We start from the raw sequence: 19135 nt of genomic DNA on the forward strand, positions 1-19135 counted from the left end.
GTCTAGTCCGTGATGGCACTGGCCTCAATCGCCGCCATCACCGCGCGCAGATCGACAAACTTGAAATTCTGCCCGCCCGTATCGTTCTCATCGTCCTGCACGACCAACACCCCGGCCGGAAAATCCGGGCCGAGATTGGCGGCCGAAATATCAAGACCATCGGTATGCGTCACGCCGTCAATGGCCGCATCGACGATCTGCAGTCGGGTCACGAAGGCGTGGCTTCCCAGCTCGTAGACGGCATAGGTATTGTCGCCCTGGCTGGAGATGACCAGCCAGCCGCCGGTCTCGCCTTGCGGCAGGAGGGCGGCGCCTTCGGCATCGGCGGTGATCTCGCGGCCGTCCGTGGCGGCAATCGGCTGCGGCTCGGCCGGGTCGGTGGGCTCGGCGCCCATGGTCCAGACACCGACATTTTCCTCATTCATGTAGAGCTGGCCGGTCCGGTCATCGGCGACGCAGCCTTCGGAGATCGTGCCCAGCGTGACACGGCGCACTTCCTCGGTGGTGACCATGGCGCCATCCCAGCCGAGCGCGTACTGCACGAAAGTGCCCGGCTCCTTGTCCGAAAGGAAGGCATAGAGTGCCTGGTCAACCGGAGAACGGTAGAGGCAGAAACCGTAAGGCTCGGTCACATCCGCGACCGGCACCGCGCCGACATAGGAGACCTCGCGGGTGGCAGGGTCGATGAAGAAGAAAGCAATGCCACCATTGGAGCGATCCGATGCGGCGGCGATATCGACGACCCGGTCGCCCAGATCGAAATTGTAGCGCACATCGATATTGTTGAGCCGGCCTTCAGGGAGATAGGCATGCTCCTCGCCGGTCATTGTGTAGGCGTAGATGCCGTTATCCTTGTCCGTGCCGAAAATCAGGCTGTCCGCCGGATTGGCGGCGATCCAGACCGCGGGATCATCGGCCGCATCGCCCACTCCGGCCACGCTGGCGGTTTCGCGCGCGGCTTCGATCTCGATCGGCGGCAGGCCCTGGCTGCAAGCGGCCAGAGCGCTCGCGCCGACCAGAAGTCCCAACAGGTGTTTCATGGCGTCTCTCCCGTTCCTGTCCGGCGCGATAGCCCGTGGAAGATGGGGCGCCAAGCCCATTTCGGGCGACAATTCCGTGACAATTGTGTCGGCATTTCGCGTTGTCACGAGGCCATCGCAAAAACGACACGGAGGTGAGACCGAAGCGTCATCACCGTGTTGCTGATCCCCGCGCATAGAGGCCGCAACTTTGCCCGACCGGGCAAGGCAATTGTCAGTCCATGTGAGGGGGACTCCCATGAAGACCACCATCGCCATGCTCGGCACGGCTTCCGTGCTAGCACTTGCTGTCGCCAGCGCCGCCCAGGCCGGCACGATTGCCGGCCGCGTCACGGACGCCTCCGAAACCATCGGCCTGGCTGGCGCGACGGTTCGCATTCTTGAAACCGGCCAGACCGCCACAGTCGGTTCCGACGGGACTTTCCGTGTGACCGGCCTCGCGGCCGGCGAATACACGCTCCGGGTCAGCTATGTCGGCGCCGATGCGCGCGAAGTCAGCGTCAATCTGGCAACCGTCACCGACACGGTCTCACCAACCATCACGCTGGGTGATGACGTCGATTATGTCGACAATATCCTGGTGATGGGTCAGCGCGGCGCGCTGAACTCTGCCCTGTCCCGCCAGCGTGCCAATGACGGCAATATCGCGGTCCTCTCCTCGGACGCGATCGGTCAATTCCCGGATGAGAATGTCGCCGAGGCGGCTCGCCGCGCAGTTGGCGTGAACGTCCTCAATGACCAGGGCGAAGGCCGCTTCGTCTCGATCCGCGGCCTTGATCCGAATCTGGTCTCGACCTCGATCAATGGCGTTCGCCTTGTCTCGCCCGAAGCGGAAGACCGCCAGGTCGGCCTCGACGTGATCGACGCTGACGTGCTGTCCTCGGTCGTCATCAACAAGTCGCTCCTGCCGAACATGGATGGCGACAGTGTCGGCGGCAATGTCGAGATCGAAACCATGTCCGGCCTCGACGTGGACGGTGTCTATCTGCGCGCCCGCGTCGCCGCGCTCTATTCCGACCTCGAGCAGGAATTCGGTCATCGCGGCTCGATCAACTGGGCCAACAACTTCATGGACGGTCGCCTCGGCGTCGCCGCCTCCCTGTCCCACCAGGAGCGCGTGTTCGGGTCCGACAGTTTCGAAGTCGATGGCGGCTGAGATGTTGATGAAAGCGTTGCCTTCCCGAACGAAGTCGAGATGCGCAACTACCAGGTCACGCGTGAGCGCACGACGGCTGCGCTGAATTTCGACTACCGCGTCGACAACAATCTCAGCCTCTACTCACGCACCACCTGGTCAGACTTCTCGGATCAGGAATACCGCAGCCGGGTCGAGATCAAGTTCGAAGATGCAGACTATGATGATGCCAATTCAAGCGGCAATCTTGCTGTCTTCACAACGTCGGACATGGATATCGACCGCGATATCAAGGACCGCCTTGAAACCCAGATGATCTTCGCGACCGATTTCGGCGGCGAGTGGCTGAACGACAATACGACGATCGACTGGTCGCTCTCCTACGTCTATGCCGAGGAAGAAGAGCCGAACCGCCTCGACGTCGACTTCCGCTATACCTTCGAGGATGGCGAGACCTTTGCGGTCGATTCCAGCAATCCGCTACGGCCGCAGCTGATCTTCGCCGGCGGCGTCACGACGGATCGCGTCTTCGGCGCCAGCAATTTCGAGAATAACGGCTTCGAGCTGACCAATGGTCTGTCCCAGGACCGCGAGTATGCGGCGCAACTCAATCTCCGCCACGACTTCGATTTCGGCGGCCTGCCGAGCTATGTTCAATACGGGGTACGCGCCCGGACCCGCGACAAGAAATATGCCCTGGATTTCGACGTCTTTGATGATGCCGACCTCCTGCTCTCGGACGTCGCCCGAACAGTCGATTACGGCCAGGGCCCGATCGGTCCGGTCGCGAACCCGGCCGATGTCCGTGACTTCTTCTTTTCAAATCTGGGCAGCCTCGACTATGAGGCCAATGACAGCGATATCGACAGCTTCGGCGCCTCCTACCGCGTCGAGGAAGACGTGCTGGCGGGCTACTTGATGGGATCCATCGACAATGGCCCGCTGCGCCTCGTCGGCGGCGTGCGCATCGAGCAGACCGACATGGCCGCTCGCGGCTACGAAACCTTCCTCGCCGAGGAAGACGCCACACTGAACGGTGTTGTCCTAACCGAGGACACGGTGTTCGTGACCCCGACCAGTGCCAGCGATGATTATACCGACGTTCTGCCCTCCATCCTTGCCCGCTTTGAAGTGACCGAGAATGTCATCGTTCGTGGCGCCTATTTCGCCTCGATCCAGCGCCCCAATCCGGGCCAGTTCGCCCCGCGTATCCTGGTCGAACAAAATGACGATGACGAAGTCGAGGGTGAATTCGGCAATCCGGACCTCGAGCGTCTGGAAGCGGACAATTTCGATGTTTCTATCGAATGGTATCCGAACAATGATGCGGTCGTGTATCTCGGATATTTCTTCAAGGATCTGGAGAATGTCATCGGCGGTGTCGGTTATGAGGACATCACGCTGAACGGCCGCTTCTTCGACGAAGCCTCCTCCTTCATCAACCTGCCCCAGGCGGAAGTGTCCGGTATCGAGTTCAACTACCAGCAGGCGCTCGACTTCCTGCCGGTCGAGGGCTTCATCGCGGGCTTCAACTTCACCGCTTCAGACAGTGAGGCCACCCTGGCCGATGGCCGCATCATCCCGCTGCCGCGCCAGTCCGACACGGTGTGGAATGCGGTCCTGGGCTATGACAATGGCCCCTGGGATTTGCGCGCCGTCGTTTCTACCCGCTCGGAATATCTCGACGAGATTCGTGGCGGCGTGGATGAGGACCGCTGGGTTCTTGAACACACCCAGCTCGATCTCTCGGCCAAGTACGAGTTCAACGATGTGCTGCAGATCTTCGGCGATCTGAAGAATGTCACCGACGAGCCTTACCGCGCGGTGACCCGCCCGGACGGTATCGACCGGGTCGAGCAGTTCGAAGAATACGGCTGGTCCGCCGTCTTCGGGGTCCGTGTCACCTACTAAGACACTGACAAACACATCACAAAGAACACGCCCCGGATCGCAAGGTCCGGGGCGTTTTGCTTGCGCCGGATCAGGCCCGCCTGCGAGCGACACACAAGCATCGCCATCCTGTCATCGAAGCGTCGCGACCGGCCAATAGAAGGACGCCAACCCGCTCCTCCCCGAACGGGTTTGCTCCTCGATTATCCCTCCGAGATGCAAACAACTGGGCCGCCCCGAGACATCGGAGCGGCCCGTTTTCTTTGCGCAAGTCCGAGTGGTCAGACGTTGCGGCGGATCGCCGCCCTGATCAGGGCGTAGGCGTCTTCGCTATTCCATTCCGCCGGAGCCGGTACGCGGCCGATCTCACGGCCCTGCCCATCATAAAGAATGGACATGGGCAGGCCGATTGCCCGCACCAGACTGGGACTGGAGAAAGTCCCGTCATGGATGAGCGGCAGATTGCCCAGCTCCATCCGGGTGAGGAATTCACGGGCATCCTCGATTGACCGGTCCAGGGTCACCGTGACGACCTGGAAATCATCACCGCCCAGTTCCGATTGGAGTTCGGACAGGGCCGGCATTTCCTCGACACAGGGGCCACACCAGGTCGCCCAGTAATTCACGAGAATGACCTGACCGCGATAATCCGACAGGCGCACCTCATCCCCGTCACCATCGACATAGGCGAGATTGGGCTGGGCCGGCGCATCATCAAGCGAGACAAAAGCCCGCATTTCGCCATGGGCATAGCTGCCCAGCGGACCGGTTTCACCCTTGTCCATGGCCGAAAACACCACGTATAGAAGGCCAATAATACCGATAGCGGGCATCACGATCAGCCCGGCCTTGAGCGGCGACATTTTCATCTCAATCTCCTTCACGGGCATTTCCGACATGGCAGACGACACAAGCGACAACGCGAAGACCCCTTCTTCCAGTGCGATGTGGGGCGGCCGTTTCTCGGCCGGACCCTCCGCAGTCATGGAAGCGATCAACGCGTCGATCGATATCGACCAGCGCATGGCGGATCAGGATATTGATGGTTCCCTGGCCCACAGCCAAATGTTGGCCGCAACGGGGGTGATTTCAAGCGAGGATGCTGCGGCGATCCAGCGCGGACTGGAACAGGTCCGTTCGGAGATCCATGCCGGCGACTTCCCCTGGTCGGCCGCGCTTGAAGATGTGCACATGAATGTCGAGGCCCGGCTCAAGGAGATCATCGGCGAGCCGGCCGGTCGGCTACACACGGCGCGCTCGCGCAATGACCAGGTCGCGACCGATTTTCGCCTCTGGCTGCGCGATGCCTGCGACCGGGTTGATGCAATGCTGGCCGCTTACCAGACCGCGCTGGTCAAACAGGCCGAGATTCATGCCGATCAGGTCATGCCCGGTTTCACCCATTTGCAGACCGCCCAGCCGGTCTCGCTCGGCCATCACCTCCTGAGTTATGTCGAGGTTGCCCAGCGCGATCGCGGCCGTTTCGCCGATGCCCGCAAACGCCTGAATGAGAGCCCGCTCGGCTGTGCCGCCCTGGCCGGGACCGCCTTCCCCATCGATCGCGACATGACCGCCAAGGCGCTCGGCTTCGATCGACCCATGGCCAACTCACTGGACGGAGTCGCCGCGCGCGATTTCGCGCTGGAAGTCCTTTCGGCCGCCGCCATCTGCGCCGTGAACCTGTCCCGCTTCGCCGAAGAGATCGTGCTGTGGTGCACGCGCCGCTTCGGCTTTGCCACCCTGTCAGACGCCTGGTCGACCGGCTCGTCCATCATGCCGCAAAAGCGCAATCCCGACGCCGCCGAACTGGTCCGCGCCAAGCCGGGCCGCATCATCGGCTCACTGACCGGCCTCCTGACCGTGGTGAAGGGCCTGCCGCTGGCCTATTCCAAGGACCTCCAGGAGGACAAGGCGCCGGTTTTCCAGGCCATCGATGATCTGGAGCTGGCCCTCTTGTCCATGGCCGGCATGGCCGGTGATCTGACCTTCTTCCCCGACGCCTTGGAAGAAGCCGCCGGTGAAGCCTATTCCGACGCCACCGACCTGGCTGATTATGTCGTCCGAGAGCTGGGCAAGCCTTTCCGCGACGCTCACCACATCTCAGGCTCCATCGTCAAACTGGCCGAGGCTCGCGGCGTACCGCTGGCCGCTCTTGCCCTGGAAGAGATGCAATCGGTCGAACCGGCTATCGACGACCGCGTGTTTTCAGTGTTGAGTGCGCGAGCATCCATGTCGAGCCGCACCAGTTTTGGCGGCACATCACCGGTACGGGTGCATGAACAAGTGGCGGTCTGGAAGGACCGTCTGGGTTGTTGAGGAAATCACGATGAAACGCCTGACCAGTCTCACCCTTCTTGTCCTCAGCGCCCTCGCTGTCACGGCCTGTGGCCTGCGCGGCAATCTCGACCGTCCCGACCCGCTTTGGGGTGAGCCGCAGGCGGCAGAAGACGACGCCAGCGAATAGCGCGCCAGCGCCCTGATCCGGCTCACCAAAGTGTAATGCATCGGGGCCTCGTTATTCCGGTGCGGCGTGATAGTTTTGGCGCCATGCGTCGTACGTCCTTGATCCTTGCCTGGCTCGCGCTCGTTTGGGAGCGCTCGGTTCCGGTTGTCTGGCCGGGCCTGGCTTGGGTATCCGGTTTTCTTATCCTGTCCCTTCTGGGCCTGTGGGACAGTATCGGCGACCCTTGGCGTGCGATCTATGCGCTGACCTCCCTCGCCCTTGCCATCTGGCTGACCCGTTCGGGCCTGCGCCATTTCGCCTGGCCGGATGCCGACGAAACCGCGCGTCGCGTCGAGGACGATTCCGGCATTGTTGCCCGGCCCCATGAAGCACTGACCGACCGCCCGAGTGATCGCGACCCGGTTGCCCGGCGAGTCTGGGACGAACACCAGATCCGCATGACCGCGCGCCTGAAAGCGGCTCGGGCCCGTCGCCCTCAGGCCGCCTGGGCCCGGCATGACAGTTTCGCCGTCCGCGGCATGCTGGCGCTGGGCCTGCTGGTCAGCTGGATGGTCGCCGGCCCGACAGCCCGCGACAGGGTCGGCGAAGCATTTTCGCTGACGCCGATCATCGCCGGCGGCGACACGCTCTCCATCGACGCCTGGATCGATCCGCCCGCCTATACCGGGCGTGCGCCGATTTTCCTGGCCGCCGACAGCCGTGACGCCGTCGTGCCGGAAGGCTCGACCTTCGTGGCCCGCATCGCCGGGTCGCGTCGTCAACCGCGCCTGACCCTGCGCGATGGCGACGGACGCCAGCGCACGGACGGCAATGAGATCGGCGACAGCGTCTGGGAAATCCGGCAGCCGGTTGATCGCGACGCCACACTGCGCCTCGCGGCCCCGGGCACGCGCGAAACCTGGACGCTCAGCGTCACGCCCGACACACCACCACGCGTTCGCCTCACCGCCGTGCCGGATTCCACCGCTGCGGGCGAACTGGATCTCGACTTCACCGTCACCGATGATTACGGCGCGACTGGCTATGCGCTGGAGCTGCGCACTGAAGACAGTGATGATGCGTGGCAAGTCCTGCCGATCGAGACCAGCGCGGTCACGCCGGGCAGCGAAGACGATGCCATGACCACTTTGCTGGAAACAGCGCGGCATCCGCTGGCCGGCAGCCGGGTCGATATCCGGCTGGTCGCCACTGATGCTGCTGGCAATACCGGTCGCTCGCCCGAGCTGGGCATCACTCTGCCGGCCCGCGTCTTCCTGGACGCCCTGGCCCGCGCCGTCGCCGAGCAACGCCGCGACGTGATGGCCGCGAGCCAGCCCTATGCCGCGCTCGAAGAACCACCGGTCATGTATGCCGAGGACATCCCGCAAGGTCCGGCGTATTTCACCGAGAACCCGGCCCGCCGCATCGAACGGGCGCCGAACGGGCTGCAACGCGTCGCCCGCAGCCTCGCGGCCATTTCCGATGCGCCGGAATATTTCTTCGAGGACCCGATCGTCTATCTCGGCCTGCGGGAGGTCCTGCACCGCCTGCGCCGGCAGCGTGACCAGGCCGCGCTTGGTGATCTGGAAGGTGACCTCTGGCTGATTGCCCTGCGCGCGGAACTCGGCTCGCTCGCTGACGCAGAAGCCGCGCTGCGTGCTGCCGAGCGCGCACTGATGGAAGCCATGGCCCGTGGCGCCGACGAAACCGAACTGGCGGCCCTGTTCGAGGCCTATGAAGAAGCCATGCAAAACTATATGGCAGCCATGGCCCGAGAAGCCGCCGAGGAAGGCAACTTCGCCGAAGGCGGTCAGGGACCGAGCCTGAATAGTGAAGGCCTGCAGGAAATGCTCGACGCGCTCCGTGACGCCGCGGAGCTGGGCAATACCGCCGACGCGCGCCAGGCGCTCGCCGCCCTGTCAGAAATGCTCCGCAACATGCAGATGCAACTCGGTCAGGGGCAGGGCGAAGGCCAGCAGGACGACCCGATCTCCGAAGCCATCGCCCGCGCCCTTGAAGAACTGGGCGAAGTGATCGGCGAACAACGTAATCTGCAGGACCAGACATTCGGCCTTTCTGAACAGGAAGGCGGCGGCCAGCCGCAATCCGGCAATTCCTCCGGTCAGCAGCAGCAGGGCCAGCAATCGGGCGAAGGTCCGCAATCCCTCGCTGAAAACCAGAGCGGTGGCGGTCAAGGCGCCCAGGCCCTGGCCGATGCGCAGGGTCAGTTGGCCCAGCGCTTCTCGGAATCCGCGGACGCCCTCCCCGGTGAAGGCGAAGATGCGCTTGGCGGGGCCGGCGAAGCGATGCGCCAGGCCGAAGAAGCGCTTCGCAATGGCGATACCGAAGGCGCGCTTGCGGCCCAGGAACAGGCCTTGGCCGATTTGCGCTCCGGCGCCGAGGAGCTGGCCCGAGAACTGCTTGACCGCATGCAGGAAAATGGCGGCCAGCAAGCTGAGGGCGAAGACAATCGCGACCCGCTCGGCCGTCCCGCCGAAGGCGCCTTTGCTGACGGATCCGGCGTCGAAGTGCCCGATGAGATGAGCCGCGCCCGCGCCCGGGATATCCTCGAGGAATTGCGCCGCCGCGCCGCCGAGGCCGGGCGCCCCCAGGAAGAGCTCGACTATATTGACCGCCTGCTCGACCGGTTCTGATCCCTCCGCGATATTGCGGGTGCCAAATGAAGAAGGGCGGCCCGGGTATGCGGACCGCCCTTTTCTTGATCGCTAACTCAAAATGCCTCAGTGCTGGCCGGCGTCAACGGGTTCCGCAGCCGCATGCTGGTCCGCCGGCGCGTGATCAGCTTCTGCGGTGACGTCATCGCCAGCAGCTTGCGCGGCCTCATCGCCCGACTCCGACGGATACTCGCTCTCCATCACATTGCCATGGGCTGGCGTATCCATCAGGACCACCTCCACCTCGACCGCTTCCGGCGGCGGATCAGAGACGACGGTCCGGAATTCCTGGCGACGGCCGGCGCCGAGGCTTCCGGCCGGCATCGAAATCGTCCACTCCAGGACGGCCTCGCCATGCACGTCCCGCAGGATGGCCCGCAAGCCCGGAATGGCGCGCGAACGGCGGTCGAAATTGTGGACATCGCCCTCGACGACCAGAAGCGGCACGCCATGGTCGATTTCACGGGTGACGTCGAGCTCGCCGACATCATAACCCCAGGGGTTCACAGACGCGCCGACAGCCGCATAGGCCGAGGAGGCGCGCGGCCACATGGTCACGACATCGACGCGGAATATCCAGGCGCACACGAACAGGACGGCGCAGGCCGCGACAAGTCCGCCCCAAGCTCCGCCTGCGGCTGCGGCCGACAGGGTCCGGCGCTTTTTCTCCTGCCGCTCGCGGAAGGCTGTATGAACTTTCTTTTCGCCTGCAGCCTCCTCAACGGGCGCCTCCGGCGTGACCGGCGGGGCGGGTTGCAGGCTGGGCAGATCGCCGGGATCCTCGACCTCGGCGGTCCAGACATGACCACAGGATGCACAGCGCACACGACGTCCATTCGTGCCAATCGCATTGGGATTGGCACGGTAACGCGTGGTACATGACGGACAGCTGAGTACTATGCTCATATGAGTCGTCTACACATCTTCTTCGGCTCACCCGAACCCATGGAGGATTTCCATCAGTCCGCGTTCTTCCCAGTCACCGCATCATGATCCGGAGCCGGTCATCCGCTTCGACAATGTCGGCATGCGGTATGGCCGGGGACCGGAGATCCTGCGCGATTTGTCTTTTGATTTACCACGCGGTTCTTTCCAATTCCTCACCGGACCGTCCGGAGCTGGCAAAACCTCGCTTTTGCGACTGATTTATCTGGCCGCAAAGCCCTCGCGCGGGCTGATCAGCTATTTCGGGCGCGATGCTGCCACACTGCCGCGCAATGAATTGCCCGATCTGCGACGCCGGGTCGGCGTTGTGTTTCAGGAGTTTCGCCTGCTGGGCCACATGAATGTCTTCGACAATGTCGCCCTGCCACTGCGCGTGGCCGGTCGCAAGCGTCAGGACTATGCCGAGGATGTCGCCGAACTGCTCGCCTGGGTCGGACTGGGTGAGAAGATGAATGCGCTTCCCGCCACCCTGTCCGGCGGTGAGCAGCAGCGCGTCGCCATCGCCCGGGCCGTGGTCGGGCAGCCGGAAGTCCTGATCGCCGATGAACCCACCGGCAATGTGGATCCGGAAATGGGCATGCGCCTGCTGCGCCTGTTTGCCGAACTCAACAAGCTGGGCACGACCATCATCATCGCGACCCACGACCTTCAGCTCGTGCGCATGCTGGATGCCCCGGTCATGACGCTGTCGAATGGCCATCTTCATATCCGGCCGCCGCGCAGCGAACGCCTGCGCATGCGCGAGGAAGCCGAGGCTGAGGCCGAAGCCGAACGGGTCAGTGCCGCTCCGGCGGTGGCCGCCCCTCGCACGCCGGACCCGGATGATCCGAGCAATCCGGACACTGACATGACGGGCGGACATGATGACTGACGGCCTGCCCAAACCACCCAGCGGCGGCAATGGTCGCCTGCTGCCGCCCGATGCCGGCCGCGACCGCCCCCTCTTCGTCGTCGCAGCCATTCTGGTCTTTCTGGCGTGCATCGCCGCCCTCGGCGCCCGCGGTGCCTGGCTTCAGGCCCAGCGCTGGACAACCGATCTGGAAACCTCTCTGACCATCCAGATCCGCCCCGGCGAAAGCCGCGACGCCGAGGCCGACGCGACGCTCGCCGCCGAAATCACGGCCGGTTTTGACGGGGTCGAGCAGGCCACTTCGCGCGGCCGCGATCACGCCCTCGCCCTGCTCACACCCTGGCTGGGCGAGGGCAATCTGCCCGATGACCTGCCGCTGCCACTCCTGGTCGATGTGCGCACCCGCCCGGGCTCGCTTGTCGATACGGAGGGACTTCAGGCCCGCCTCGACGCGGAGGGCATGACGGCCCGGATCGATGATCATGGACGCTGGGCCCAGGCGGTGCGGCGCGCCGCAGGGACGGCCCAGGCGCTGGGCCTGGGTTTGCTGGCTTTGCTCGCCGGTGCCGCTGCGGCGGTGATCGCCTTTGCCGCGCGTGCCAGTCTGGCGGCGCGCCTCGACGTGATCGACGCGCTCCACCTGTGCGGTGCCGAGGACCGGTTTATTGCCGGCCTCTTCCAGCGCCGCTTCTTCATGCTGGGGCTCAAGGCCGGCGTGGCCGGGGCTATCTTTGCCGGGCTGGTCTCTCTTCTGGTCAGCCTGGGGGATGCGCCCGCCGACATGGCGTTTTTCCTGCCGCAATGGGCTTCCGACCCCTTTGAGTTTGTCCTGCTGGCGCTGGCCCCGATTCTGGCCGGCCTGACATCGGCGATTTCGGCCCGGCTCGCGGTCGCATCCGATTTGCGGGGGCGTTGGTGAGCGACCATAAATCCGCCTGTTTCAGACGCGAGGCTTCATGCCTGTGAGGGACTTGATTCACGGTGGGCCGGAGGGCCCTCCACACCGGAGAACGCCATGAAACGGAGCGTGTCCTGGCTGCGAGGCCTGTGCTTCGTGATTGTCCTGACGAGTGCCGTAGGTTTTGCCGCCTATGCCGGCAAGGTCGCAGGCTATGACATGCCCGCCGACGATGTTTCGGTCGACGCCATCATTGTTCTGACAGGCGATGCGGGACGACTGGCAGCAGGTGGTCAACTGCTGGAAGACGGCCGGGCTGGCCAGCTTATGATCTCCGGAGTCCATCCGTCAGCCACGACCGCGGATATCCGCCGCCATACCGGGCTCGACGATGCGCGTTTCGATTGCTGCGTCACCCTCGGACGCGAGGCCACGGACACGGTCGGCAATGCCCGCGAGGCGGCCGCCTATGTGCAGACCAACGGATATGAGCGCTTGATCATCGTGACCTCAGACTATCATCTGCCCCGGAGTCTTCTGGAGTTCCGCAGCAGAATGCCCGGCATCGACATCATCCCCTTTCCGGTGCGCACATCGGCACCCTGGCAGGATGTCCGCGCCTTGCGTCTGTGGCTCCAGGAATATGCGAAATACACAACGGTCCAGCTGCGTGACGCACTGGCGCCGCGCCCGGAAGAAGCCTGATGCGCCTTTTGCGATCCCTGATTTTCTACATCTGGATGTATGGGCTGATGGTGGTCTTCGGCCTGATCGGCACACCGCTCCTGCTCGGGCCCCGGTCCTGGGCCCGCAAGATCCTGCGGGTCTATCTCAAGGTCGTCTGGTTCGGCATGCGCTGGATTCTGGGCGTCACGTTTGAAGTGCGTGGCCGCGAGCATCTGACCACGGGCGGCGCGCTGGTCGCCTCCAAACATATGAGCATGTGGGAGACTTTGGCCTTCTGGGAAATCCTCCCCGACCCCGCCATCATCCTCAAACGCTCACTGATCTACATGCCGTTTTTCGGCTGGTTTGCGGTCAAGCTGGGCAATATCTCGATCGACCGGAAGGGGGGCGGCAAGGCCCTCAAGGGCATGCTTCGCGACGCGGCGACGCGCGGATCGGAAGGCCGCCAGGTCCTGATCTTCCCGGAAGGTACGCGGGTTGAGCCGGGCGAGTCTCCGGAGTTCAAGCCGGGCATTGCCGGCCTTTACAAGTCAATGAACAAGCCCTGCATTCCGGTCGCGCTCAATTCGGGTGTCCATCTGCAGACCTATTGCGGCCTGCGCAAGCCGGGCCGGATCGTGGTCGAGTTTCTCGATCCTATCGCCCCGGGCCTCGACAAGGCGAGCTTCATGCGCGAACTGCATGCGCGCATCAATCTGGCGACGGACGGGTTGCTCGCAGTCGATGGTATAACTTCAGACCCCGAGGAGCAGGCATGACAGACCGACTTCGTTTCATCCTGCCCTTCGGCGGCATTCTGCTCGTTTTCGCGCTCTATTCGATCTACTGGTTCGTCGCCAGCACCCAGATCCGTGCGGCAGTGGACGATTGGGTCTCCGACCAGGAGGCCGCTGGATACGTGATCGAACGCGAAGCGCTGACCGTGTCCGGCTATCCCTATCGGTTCCAGATCACCTTCCGTGAACCCCGCATCACCGCGCCACAGAGCGATGGCGGATGGCATGCGGAACTGGCTGCGCTGCAAGCGCATGCGGTGCCTTATGACCTGTCACACTGGATCATCCGCTTCGATGGCCCGGCCTTCGTCCATGATCTCAATGGTCCCGGCAGCCAGCTCGAGCTTGGTGCCAGCGATGCCCGGGTCAGTCTTGTCTACAACGAAGCCGGCGAGACTGAACGCGTGGGTGCGGAACTGATGGATTTCACCGTCCTCACACGCGCCGGCGCTGCCCCGGGCATCCAGTCCATCAGCGCGCTTTATCTCAATGGTATCGTGGAGGCGAACAACACGCTTCATGTCCGGATCATGGCCGAGGATATCGTGGCCGCGCCGGGTGTTTTCAGTGAGGATGTGCAGCGCGCTTTCGGCTACCGGCTGGACGAAGCACGCATGGAGTTTTCCGTGACCCAGTGGGCCGCACTTGCACACAATGCCGATGCCCGGGCCTGGAGCCGGGCCGGTGGCCTGCTCGACATCACGGATGCGGCCCTGCATTGGGGGCCAGCCGACCTGACGGCCGTGGGGGAATTCACGATGGATGAGTTCGCCCGACCGGATGGGCGCATGTCCCTGAGGGTCACCGATCCGGATACGCTGGCCGAGGCTTTGGTCGAAGCAGGGCTGATCCCGGAACAAAATCGCGAGGCCTTGCGTGTCGCCGCGATGCTGGCCCCGCGCGGACCGGAGGGCGTTTCACTCCCCTTCCGGATCCGAGATGGCGGCGTATATCTGGGGCCGGCGCGGCTCGGCGGCACGCCAGACTAGGCTGATCAAGCCCTCATGAAGTCCGCAAGCGCCTCGACCAACTGCCGGTTCTGGCTTTCCGTCCCGACAGTCGCCCGTAAGGCATTGGGCAGGCCATAGGGCTCGACTCCGCGGATGATCAGGCCCTTTGAGGTCAGGTAGGCGTCAGCATCGGCAGCTGTCTTGCCGGGCGTGTCAGGGAAATGGATCAGCACGAAATTGCAAACGCTCGGCGTGACTTCCAGACCCAGCCCGCCGATCTGCTGACGCAGATAGGCGACCCATTCATCATTGTGGGCGACCGATCGCTGCATGAAGTCACGGTCCTGGATCGCGGCGGTGCCGGCCTCGATTGCCGCCATATTGACGTTGAACGGTCCGCGGACCCGGTGCAGTACGTCGATGATCGGCTTTTGGGCATAGGCCCAGCCCAGCCGCAGGGCCGCGAGACCGTGGATTTTCGAAAAGGTTCGCGTCACCACGACATCATCGCGTTCGCGCGCCAGCTCGATACCGGCCTCGTAATCGGGATTATGGACAAATTCGGCATAGGCCGCATCCAGTACGAGAAGAGTCGAGGTCGGCAAGCCGTCACGCAATCGGCGGACCTCATCCGCCGGGATGTATGTGCCGGTCGGATTGTTCGGATTGGCCAGGAAGACAATCTTGGTGTCATCACCGGCAGCCTCGAGAATGGCATCGACATCACTGCGATAATCGCGCTCGGGCGCCGACACGAATTCAGCCCCGCATTGCATGGCCACCAGGCGATAGACCAGAAAGCCGTATTGCGACTGGACGACCTTGTCGCCCGGATTGAGATAGGCCCGGCCCAGCAGCTGAAGCAGCTCGTCCGACCCGGTTCCACACACGATGTTTTCGGCTTCGAGACCCTCGGCCTTCGCGATGGCTTCGCGCAGCTTGGTCGCGCCGCCATCCGGATAGAGGTGAAGCCTGGGCGCCGTCGCCTTCATCGCCTCGGCCGCCTTGTCGGAACACCCTAGCGCGTTCTCGTTCGACGACAGCTTGATCGGCTCGGCAATGCCCGGCGCTTCGGACGAACCCGGTTTGTAGGGGCGAATATCAAGAATGCCAGCGCGTGGATCGATAGCCATGGAAACTCCTCAGTCCCTCGGTGTCCGGCTGGACACTCGCCGGGGAGATAGCGCGGGCTGGCGCCGACCTTCAAGTGCCCGCGTGCGGGCGCGCGCAGTCCGAAGCCCCGGCATCACCCCGGCTGTGTGCTTGACCGCCTCGACCATGATCAGACCGCCCAGGCCCGGCCAGGCATATTCTCCGACCTCTTCCCAGAGATTGGATATCCTCCGATGCGTACTCCATCCCCAGGGCGGGGCATAAAGGGCGCGCGACCAGGCTGTCGGCGTGAGCAAGGCATCATCCAGCAGACGCGAGAGCTGGCCACGCGAGAAGGGGCGGCCATGCCCGAACGGCGTCGAATCAAGCCAGGCCCAGATACCGGCCCGTGAAGGCGAGACGATCATCAACCGCCCTTCCGGGGCCATGACCCGCCAGACTTCACGCAACAGGGCGGGGAGGGATTCGGTCTCCTCGAGGGCGTGGACGAGCAGGACACGGTCGAAAAGTGCTTCCTGGAAGGGTAGATGGGTCTCGTCCCCCAACGCGGTCGGCACGCCATCCGGCCCAGGCACAATGGCACCTTGTGCCGCTGGCATGAGCGACACGCAACGCCTGGCCGTGGCCTGCCAGGTCTCGAGATAGGGATTGGCGAAACCGATCCCCAACACGTCCATGCCGCGCACTTCCGGCCAGATCGGCTCCAGCCGACGGGTGATCATGCGTTGCGCCGTACGGCCCTGTCGGGTGCGGTAGAAGCGATCCAGTTCAAGAACGTCACGGCGCACTGGCCACACTCCTGCTCGGTGCCTAAGGTCAGGCGAGATTTCTGCCTCGGGCTTCGGGACGAACCCGCCCATCACAGCCTAACGCAAGCGGACATTTGGACAATGAGTGAACTCCTTATCCGGCAGTTTCCTTGCCTCTCCGACAATTACGGCTTTCTTGTCCATGACCCGGACAGCGGCGAAACCGCGACGATCGATACGCCTGATCCGGCGGTTATTCTTACCGAAGCCGAGGCCGCCGGCTGGCACATCACCCAAATATGGAACACGCATCACCATCCGGATCATGCCGGTGGGAATGACGCCATCCGGGCCGCGACCGGCGCCAGGGTCGTGGGACCGCGATATGACACCCACCGCATTCCATCGATTACCGACCCGGTCGGGGATGGCGATGTCGTGCAACTGGGGACCCACACGGCCAAAGTCCTCTACACGCCCGGACACACGATGGGGCATGTCTGCTACCACTTCGCCGCCGACAAGGTGGCCTTTGTGGGCGACACCCTGTTTGCACTCGGCTGCGGTCGCCTGTTCGAAGGCACGCCGACTCAGATGTGGCAGTCCCTGTCGCGTCTGGCCGAGATGCCCGACGAGACGCGGGTCTATTGCGCCCACGAATACACCGCCGCCAATGCCCGTTTCGCGCTGAGCGTCGATCCCGATAATACCGAGCTACAGGCCTATGCGACCATGGTCGATGCCGAGCGGGCGCGGGGCGAAGCAACCGTACCCACGTCGATTGGAGCCGAAAAATCAACCAATCCCTTCCTGCGGCCGAATGATGCCGCCATCCGGGCTCGACTGGACATGGCATCTGCCGCCACCGAGGACGTCTTTGCCGAGATCCGCCGCCGAAAGGACCAGTTTTGACCTTGCCTGCCGACGCCCGCCGCATCATCGAGACGCTCGGTCTTCAGCCCCATCCCGAAGGCGGCTGGTATGTGGAGACATTGCGCGACCCGGACCCGCAAGGCGGCCGCGACCGGTCGACGGCCATTTATTATCTGCTGGCCAAGGGCGAGCGCTCGCACTGGCACCGCGTTGACGCCATCGAGATATGGCATTGGCATGCCGGTGCGCCGCTGGAATTGTCTTTAAGCCATGACGACGAGACGATTGAGGTCATGCGGCTTGGTCCGACTATAGTCGGCGGAGAACGACCGCAGGGCGTCGTTCCACAAGGCGTCTGGCAATCGGCGCGCTCGACCGGTGCCTGGACGCTGGTCGGATGCACGGTGGCTCCGGGCTTTCACTTTGACGGGTTCGAGCTGGCGCCACCTGACTGGGCCCCGGGTAAAGCGGAGTGATCAGCTGGCGCTGGGACCGCTAAGCAGAACCTGGCCAATGAAAGCCGAGGACGGCCGTCCGGCATAGCCGAGTGCCGGCGCAATCACCACGACCAGGGCTGATTCCTGCCGATAGGCTGCCGGAGATTCGCCCAACTCAATACGCACGTGCTCGACACCGCGCAGGCGGCGACGCTCGGCCCGCACGGCGTCAAAGGCAGAGGCCACCATGTGCAGCGTGTCATACTGGACGCCAAGACCGGCACGGGGCGCAGGCGCATACTCCACCGATATGGAGCGGTCCAGGGCAGCGGCCATTTCGGTCGCCAGTGCCTCGGCCCGGTCGCGCACTTCTTCGGGCGAACGCGGCGGTGGCGCGAGCGCGCCGGCCGGGCTGGCAAAATCGGCAATGACGCCATCGGGAGCGGAGTGCGGGAAATAGGTCGCGCCACCCAGAGCCGTCAGGCGAATGACTTCACGACCGGTATCGGTGATGAACGCGGTTCCGCCGCCGGGTGCCCGATCCGGATAAAGCACAAGCACTTCACTGTCCTGTGCGTCGCGTTCACGCAGCAGGGCCGCATCGCCGGACCGGTCAAAAATGAAAAACTCACCGGTGTCCGCTCGCTGGAACCACCCGGAAACCTGCTGCACGCGCTCATTACGCAACAAGCGATCGCGCAGGGGGTTTTGCATCCCTGTTGCGGCGCCTGCAGCGAGTGCGGCGATCAGTATGGCGATCAACCAACGCGTCATCCCGGCTCGCATCATGACCGCCAAGACGGCGAATTTGGGGCAGACTGTGATTTCATGTCAGGCGAGGTACTGGCCGCCATTTATGGTGAGGGTCGACCCGGTGACAAACCCGGCCTCCTCGCTGGCCAGATAGACGCAGAGCGCCCCGATTTCACCCGCCTCGCCAAGACGTCCGACCGGAATGCCGGCAATGATGCTCTCCAGGACCTTTTCCGGAACTGCCGCGACCATTTCCGTATTGATATAGCCGGGCGTGATGCAGTTGACGGTAATTCCCTTGCGGGCGGTCTCCTGGGCCAGAGCCTTGGTGAAACCGATCACGCCTGCCTTGGCCGCCGAGTAGTTGACCTGGCCCATCTGACCCTTCTGGCCATTGATGGAGGAAATATTGATGACCCGACCCCAGCCACGTTCGCGCAGACCATCGATCAGCGGACGGGTGACATTGAACATGGAATTGAGATCGACATTGATCACCTCATTCCACTGCGACGCGTCCATTTTGTGGAACATGGTGTCGCGCGTAATCCCCGCATTATTGACCAGAATATCGATCGGCGCCCCGGCGAGCGCCTCCGCTTCGGCGACTCCGGCCTGGCAACTGTCAAAATTGCCGACATCGAATTTCACCACCTGGATGCCCGTGTCCGCAGCGAATGCGCGCGCCTTTTCCTCATTGCCTGCAAAGTTGGCAATGACTGTATGTCCTGCGGATTTGAGGGCGATACTTATCGCCGCGCCGATACCGCGCGTGCCACCTGTGACCAATGCCGTACGTGTCATGAGCATCCCCCCGGACCTGTCTGTTTCGCACCGGCATCATGGCCGGTCGCGTTCGCGCTTGCAGCACACCGCCTTGAGCGCGTAAACCCTTACATGGAATTGCAACGCGCCCAAGTC

The 19135-nt window shown here is 63.5% G+C and carries 18 protein-coding genes and 1 pseudogene; 12 read left to right on the forward strand and 7 right to left on the reverse strand.

Annotated elements, in window-relative coordinates; translation table 11 throughout:
- Window positions 1-2 precede the first annotated feature (2 nt).
- Window positions 3-1040, reverse strand: coding sequence for a phytase (locus Q0X62_RS02680; protein ID WP_297731324.1), 1038 nt, complete (start codon window positions 1038-1040; stop codon window positions 3-5).
- Window positions 1041-1278: 238 nt separating this feature from the next.
- Here Q0X62_RS02680 and Q0X62_RS02685 point away from each other — a divergent pair, with 238 nt between their 5' ends.
- Both Q0X62_RS02685 and Q0X62_RS02690 read left to right on the forward strand, forming a co-directional pair.
- Window positions 1279-2196: a TonB-dependent receptor gene (locus Q0X62_RS02685; protein ID WP_297731325.1), complete on the forward strand. Its 918-nt coding sequence runs from the start codon at window positions 1279-1281 to the stop codon at window positions 2194-2196.
- Window positions 2197-2217: 21 nt separating this feature from the next.
- A pseudogene (locus Q0X62_RS02690) lies at window positions 2218-4086 on the forward strand (TonB-dependent receptor); the annotation flags it as partial.
- A 260-nt stretch (window positions 4087-4346) separates the two neighbouring features.
- Here the strand turns inward: Q0X62_RS02690 and Q0X62_RS02695 are convergent.
- Window positions 4347-4934 (reverse strand): TlpA disulfide reductase family protein, encoded by a 588-nt coding sequence (locus Q0X62_RS02695; RefSeq protein WP_297731328.1) that lies wholly within the window; start codon window positions 4932-4934, stop codon window positions 4347-4349.
- A 28-nt stretch (window positions 4935-4962) separates the two neighbouring features.
- On the opposite strand from Q0X62_RS02695, the gene argH reads away from it, so the two are divergent.
- From argH to Q0X62_RS02710, 3 genes are all read left to right on the forward strand, one after another.
- A complete protein-coding gene (gene argH / locus Q0X62_RS02700) occupies window positions 4963-6381 on the forward strand; it encodes an argininosuccinate lyase (protein WP_297731330.1) in 1419 nt (472 codons plus the stop codon).
- 10 nt (window positions 6382-6391) lie between these two features.
- Window positions 6392-6529, forward strand: a complete 138-nt coding sequence (locus Q0X62_RS02705) for a lipoprotein (RefSeq protein ID WP_297731332.1) — start codon at window positions 6392-6394, stop codon at window positions 6527-6529.
- 83 nt (window positions 6530-6612) lie between these two features.
- The gene (locus tag Q0X62_RS02710) at window positions 6613-9162 is read left to right on the forward strand and encodes a DUF4175 family protein (RefSeq protein ID WP_297731334.1); all 2550 of its coding nucleotides are present in this window, start codon (window positions 6613-6615) and stop codon (window positions 9160-9162) included.
- Between the two features lie 87 nt (window positions 9163-9249).
- Here Q0X62_RS02710 and Q0X62_RS02715 read toward each other — a convergent pair whose 3' ends face one another.
- Window positions 9250-10089 (reverse strand): MJ0042-type zinc finger domain-containing protein, encoded by an 840-nt coding sequence (locus Q0X62_RS02715; RefSeq protein WP_297731337.1) that lies wholly within the window; start codon window positions 10087-10089, stop codon window positions 9250-9252.
- Window positions 10090-10135: 46 nt separating this feature from the next.
- On the opposite strand from Q0X62_RS02715, the gene ftsE reads away from it, so the two are divergent.
- From ftsE to Q0X62_RS02740, 5 genes are all read left to right on the forward strand, one after another.
- Window positions 10136-10999, forward strand: a complete 864-nt coding sequence (gene ftsE, locus Q0X62_RS02720; RefSeq protein WP_366946094.1) for a cell division ATP-binding protein FtsE — start codon at window positions 10136-10138, stop codon at window positions 10997-10999.
- Window positions 10989-11897, forward strand: coding sequence for an FtsX-like permease family protein (locus tag Q0X62_RS02725; protein ID WP_297731339.1), 909 nt, complete (start codon window positions 10989-10991; stop codon window positions 11895-11897). Before ftsE ends, Q0X62_RS02725 begins: the two co-directional genes overlap by 11 nt.
- A 96-nt stretch (window positions 11898-11993) precedes the next feature.
- Complete coding sequence (locus Q0X62_RS02730) at window positions 11994-12581, forward strand: YdcF family protein (RefSeq protein WP_297731341.1); 588 nt, start codon at window positions 11994-11996, stop codon at window positions 12579-12581.
- The gene (locus Q0X62_RS02735; protein WP_297731343.1) at window positions 12581-13321 is read left to right on the forward strand and encodes a 1-acyl-sn-glycerol-3-phosphate acyltransferase; all 741 of its coding nucleotides are present in this window, start codon (window positions 12581-12583) and stop codon (window positions 13319-13321) included. Before Q0X62_RS02730 ends, Q0X62_RS02735 begins: the two co-directional genes overlap by 1 nt.
- Complete coding sequence (locus Q0X62_RS02740; protein WP_297731346.1) at window positions 13318-14328, forward strand: DUF2125 domain-containing protein; 1011 nt, start codon at window positions 13318-13320, stop codon at window positions 14326-14328. Before Q0X62_RS02735 ends, Q0X62_RS02740 begins: the two co-directional genes overlap by 4 nt.
- A gap of 5 nt (window positions 14329-14333) precedes the next feature.
- Here the strand turns inward: Q0X62_RS02740 and hisC are convergent, their stop codons facing one another.
- On the reverse strand, window positions 14334-15422 hold the full coding sequence (gene hisC, locus Q0X62_RS02745) for a histidinol-phosphate transaminase (RefSeq protein WP_297731348.1): 1089 nt from the start codon (window positions 15420-15422) through the stop codon (window positions 14334-14336).
- Between the two features lie 9 nt (window positions 15423-15431).
- A complete protein-coding gene (locus tag Q0X62_RS02750; protein WP_297731350.1) occupies window positions 15432-16190 on the reverse strand; it encodes a methyltransferase domain-containing protein in 759 nt (252 codons plus the stop codon).
- A 102-nt stretch (window positions 16191-16292) separates the two neighbouring features.
- Here Q0X62_RS02750 and gloB point away from each other — a divergent pair, with 102 nt between their 5' ends.
- Both gloB and Q0X62_RS02760 read left to right on the forward strand, forming a co-directional pair.
- Window positions 16293-17063 (forward strand): hydroxyacylglutathione hydrolase, encoded by a 771-nt coding sequence (gene gloB / locus Q0X62_RS02755; protein WP_297731352.1) that lies wholly within the window; start codon window positions 16293-16295, stop codon window positions 17061-17063.
- Window positions 17060-17500: a cupin domain-containing protein gene (locus tag Q0X62_RS02760; RefSeq protein WP_297731354.1), complete on the forward strand. Its 441-nt coding sequence runs from the start codon at window positions 17060-17062 to the stop codon at window positions 17498-17500. The genes gloB and Q0X62_RS02760 overlap by 4 nt, the downstream gene beginning before the upstream one ends.
- Here Q0X62_RS02760 and Q0X62_RS02765 read toward each other — a convergent pair whose 3' ends face one another.
- Window positions 17501-18235 carry a DUF4908 domain-containing protein gene (locus Q0X62_RS02765; RefSeq protein WP_297731355.1) on the reverse strand — a complete coding sequence of 245 codons (735 nt, stop codon included), beginning with the start codon at window positions 18233-18235 and terminating at the stop codon, window positions 17501-17503.
- Window positions 18236-18292: 57 nt separating this feature from the next.
- Window positions 18293-19018 (reverse strand): acetoacetyl-CoA reductase, encoded by a 726-nt coding sequence (phbB, locus tag Q0X62_RS02770; RefSeq protein WP_297731356.1) that lies wholly within the window; start codon window positions 19016-19018, stop codon window positions 18293-18295.
- Window positions 19019-19135: the final 117 nt, after the last annotated feature.

Origin of the sequence: uncultured Maricaulis sp., from assembly GCF_947259345.1 — a bacterium.
In the GTDB taxonomy this organism is placed as follows: domain Bacteria; phylum Pseudomonadota; class Alphaproteobacteria; order Caulobacterales; family Maricaulaceae; genus Maricaulis.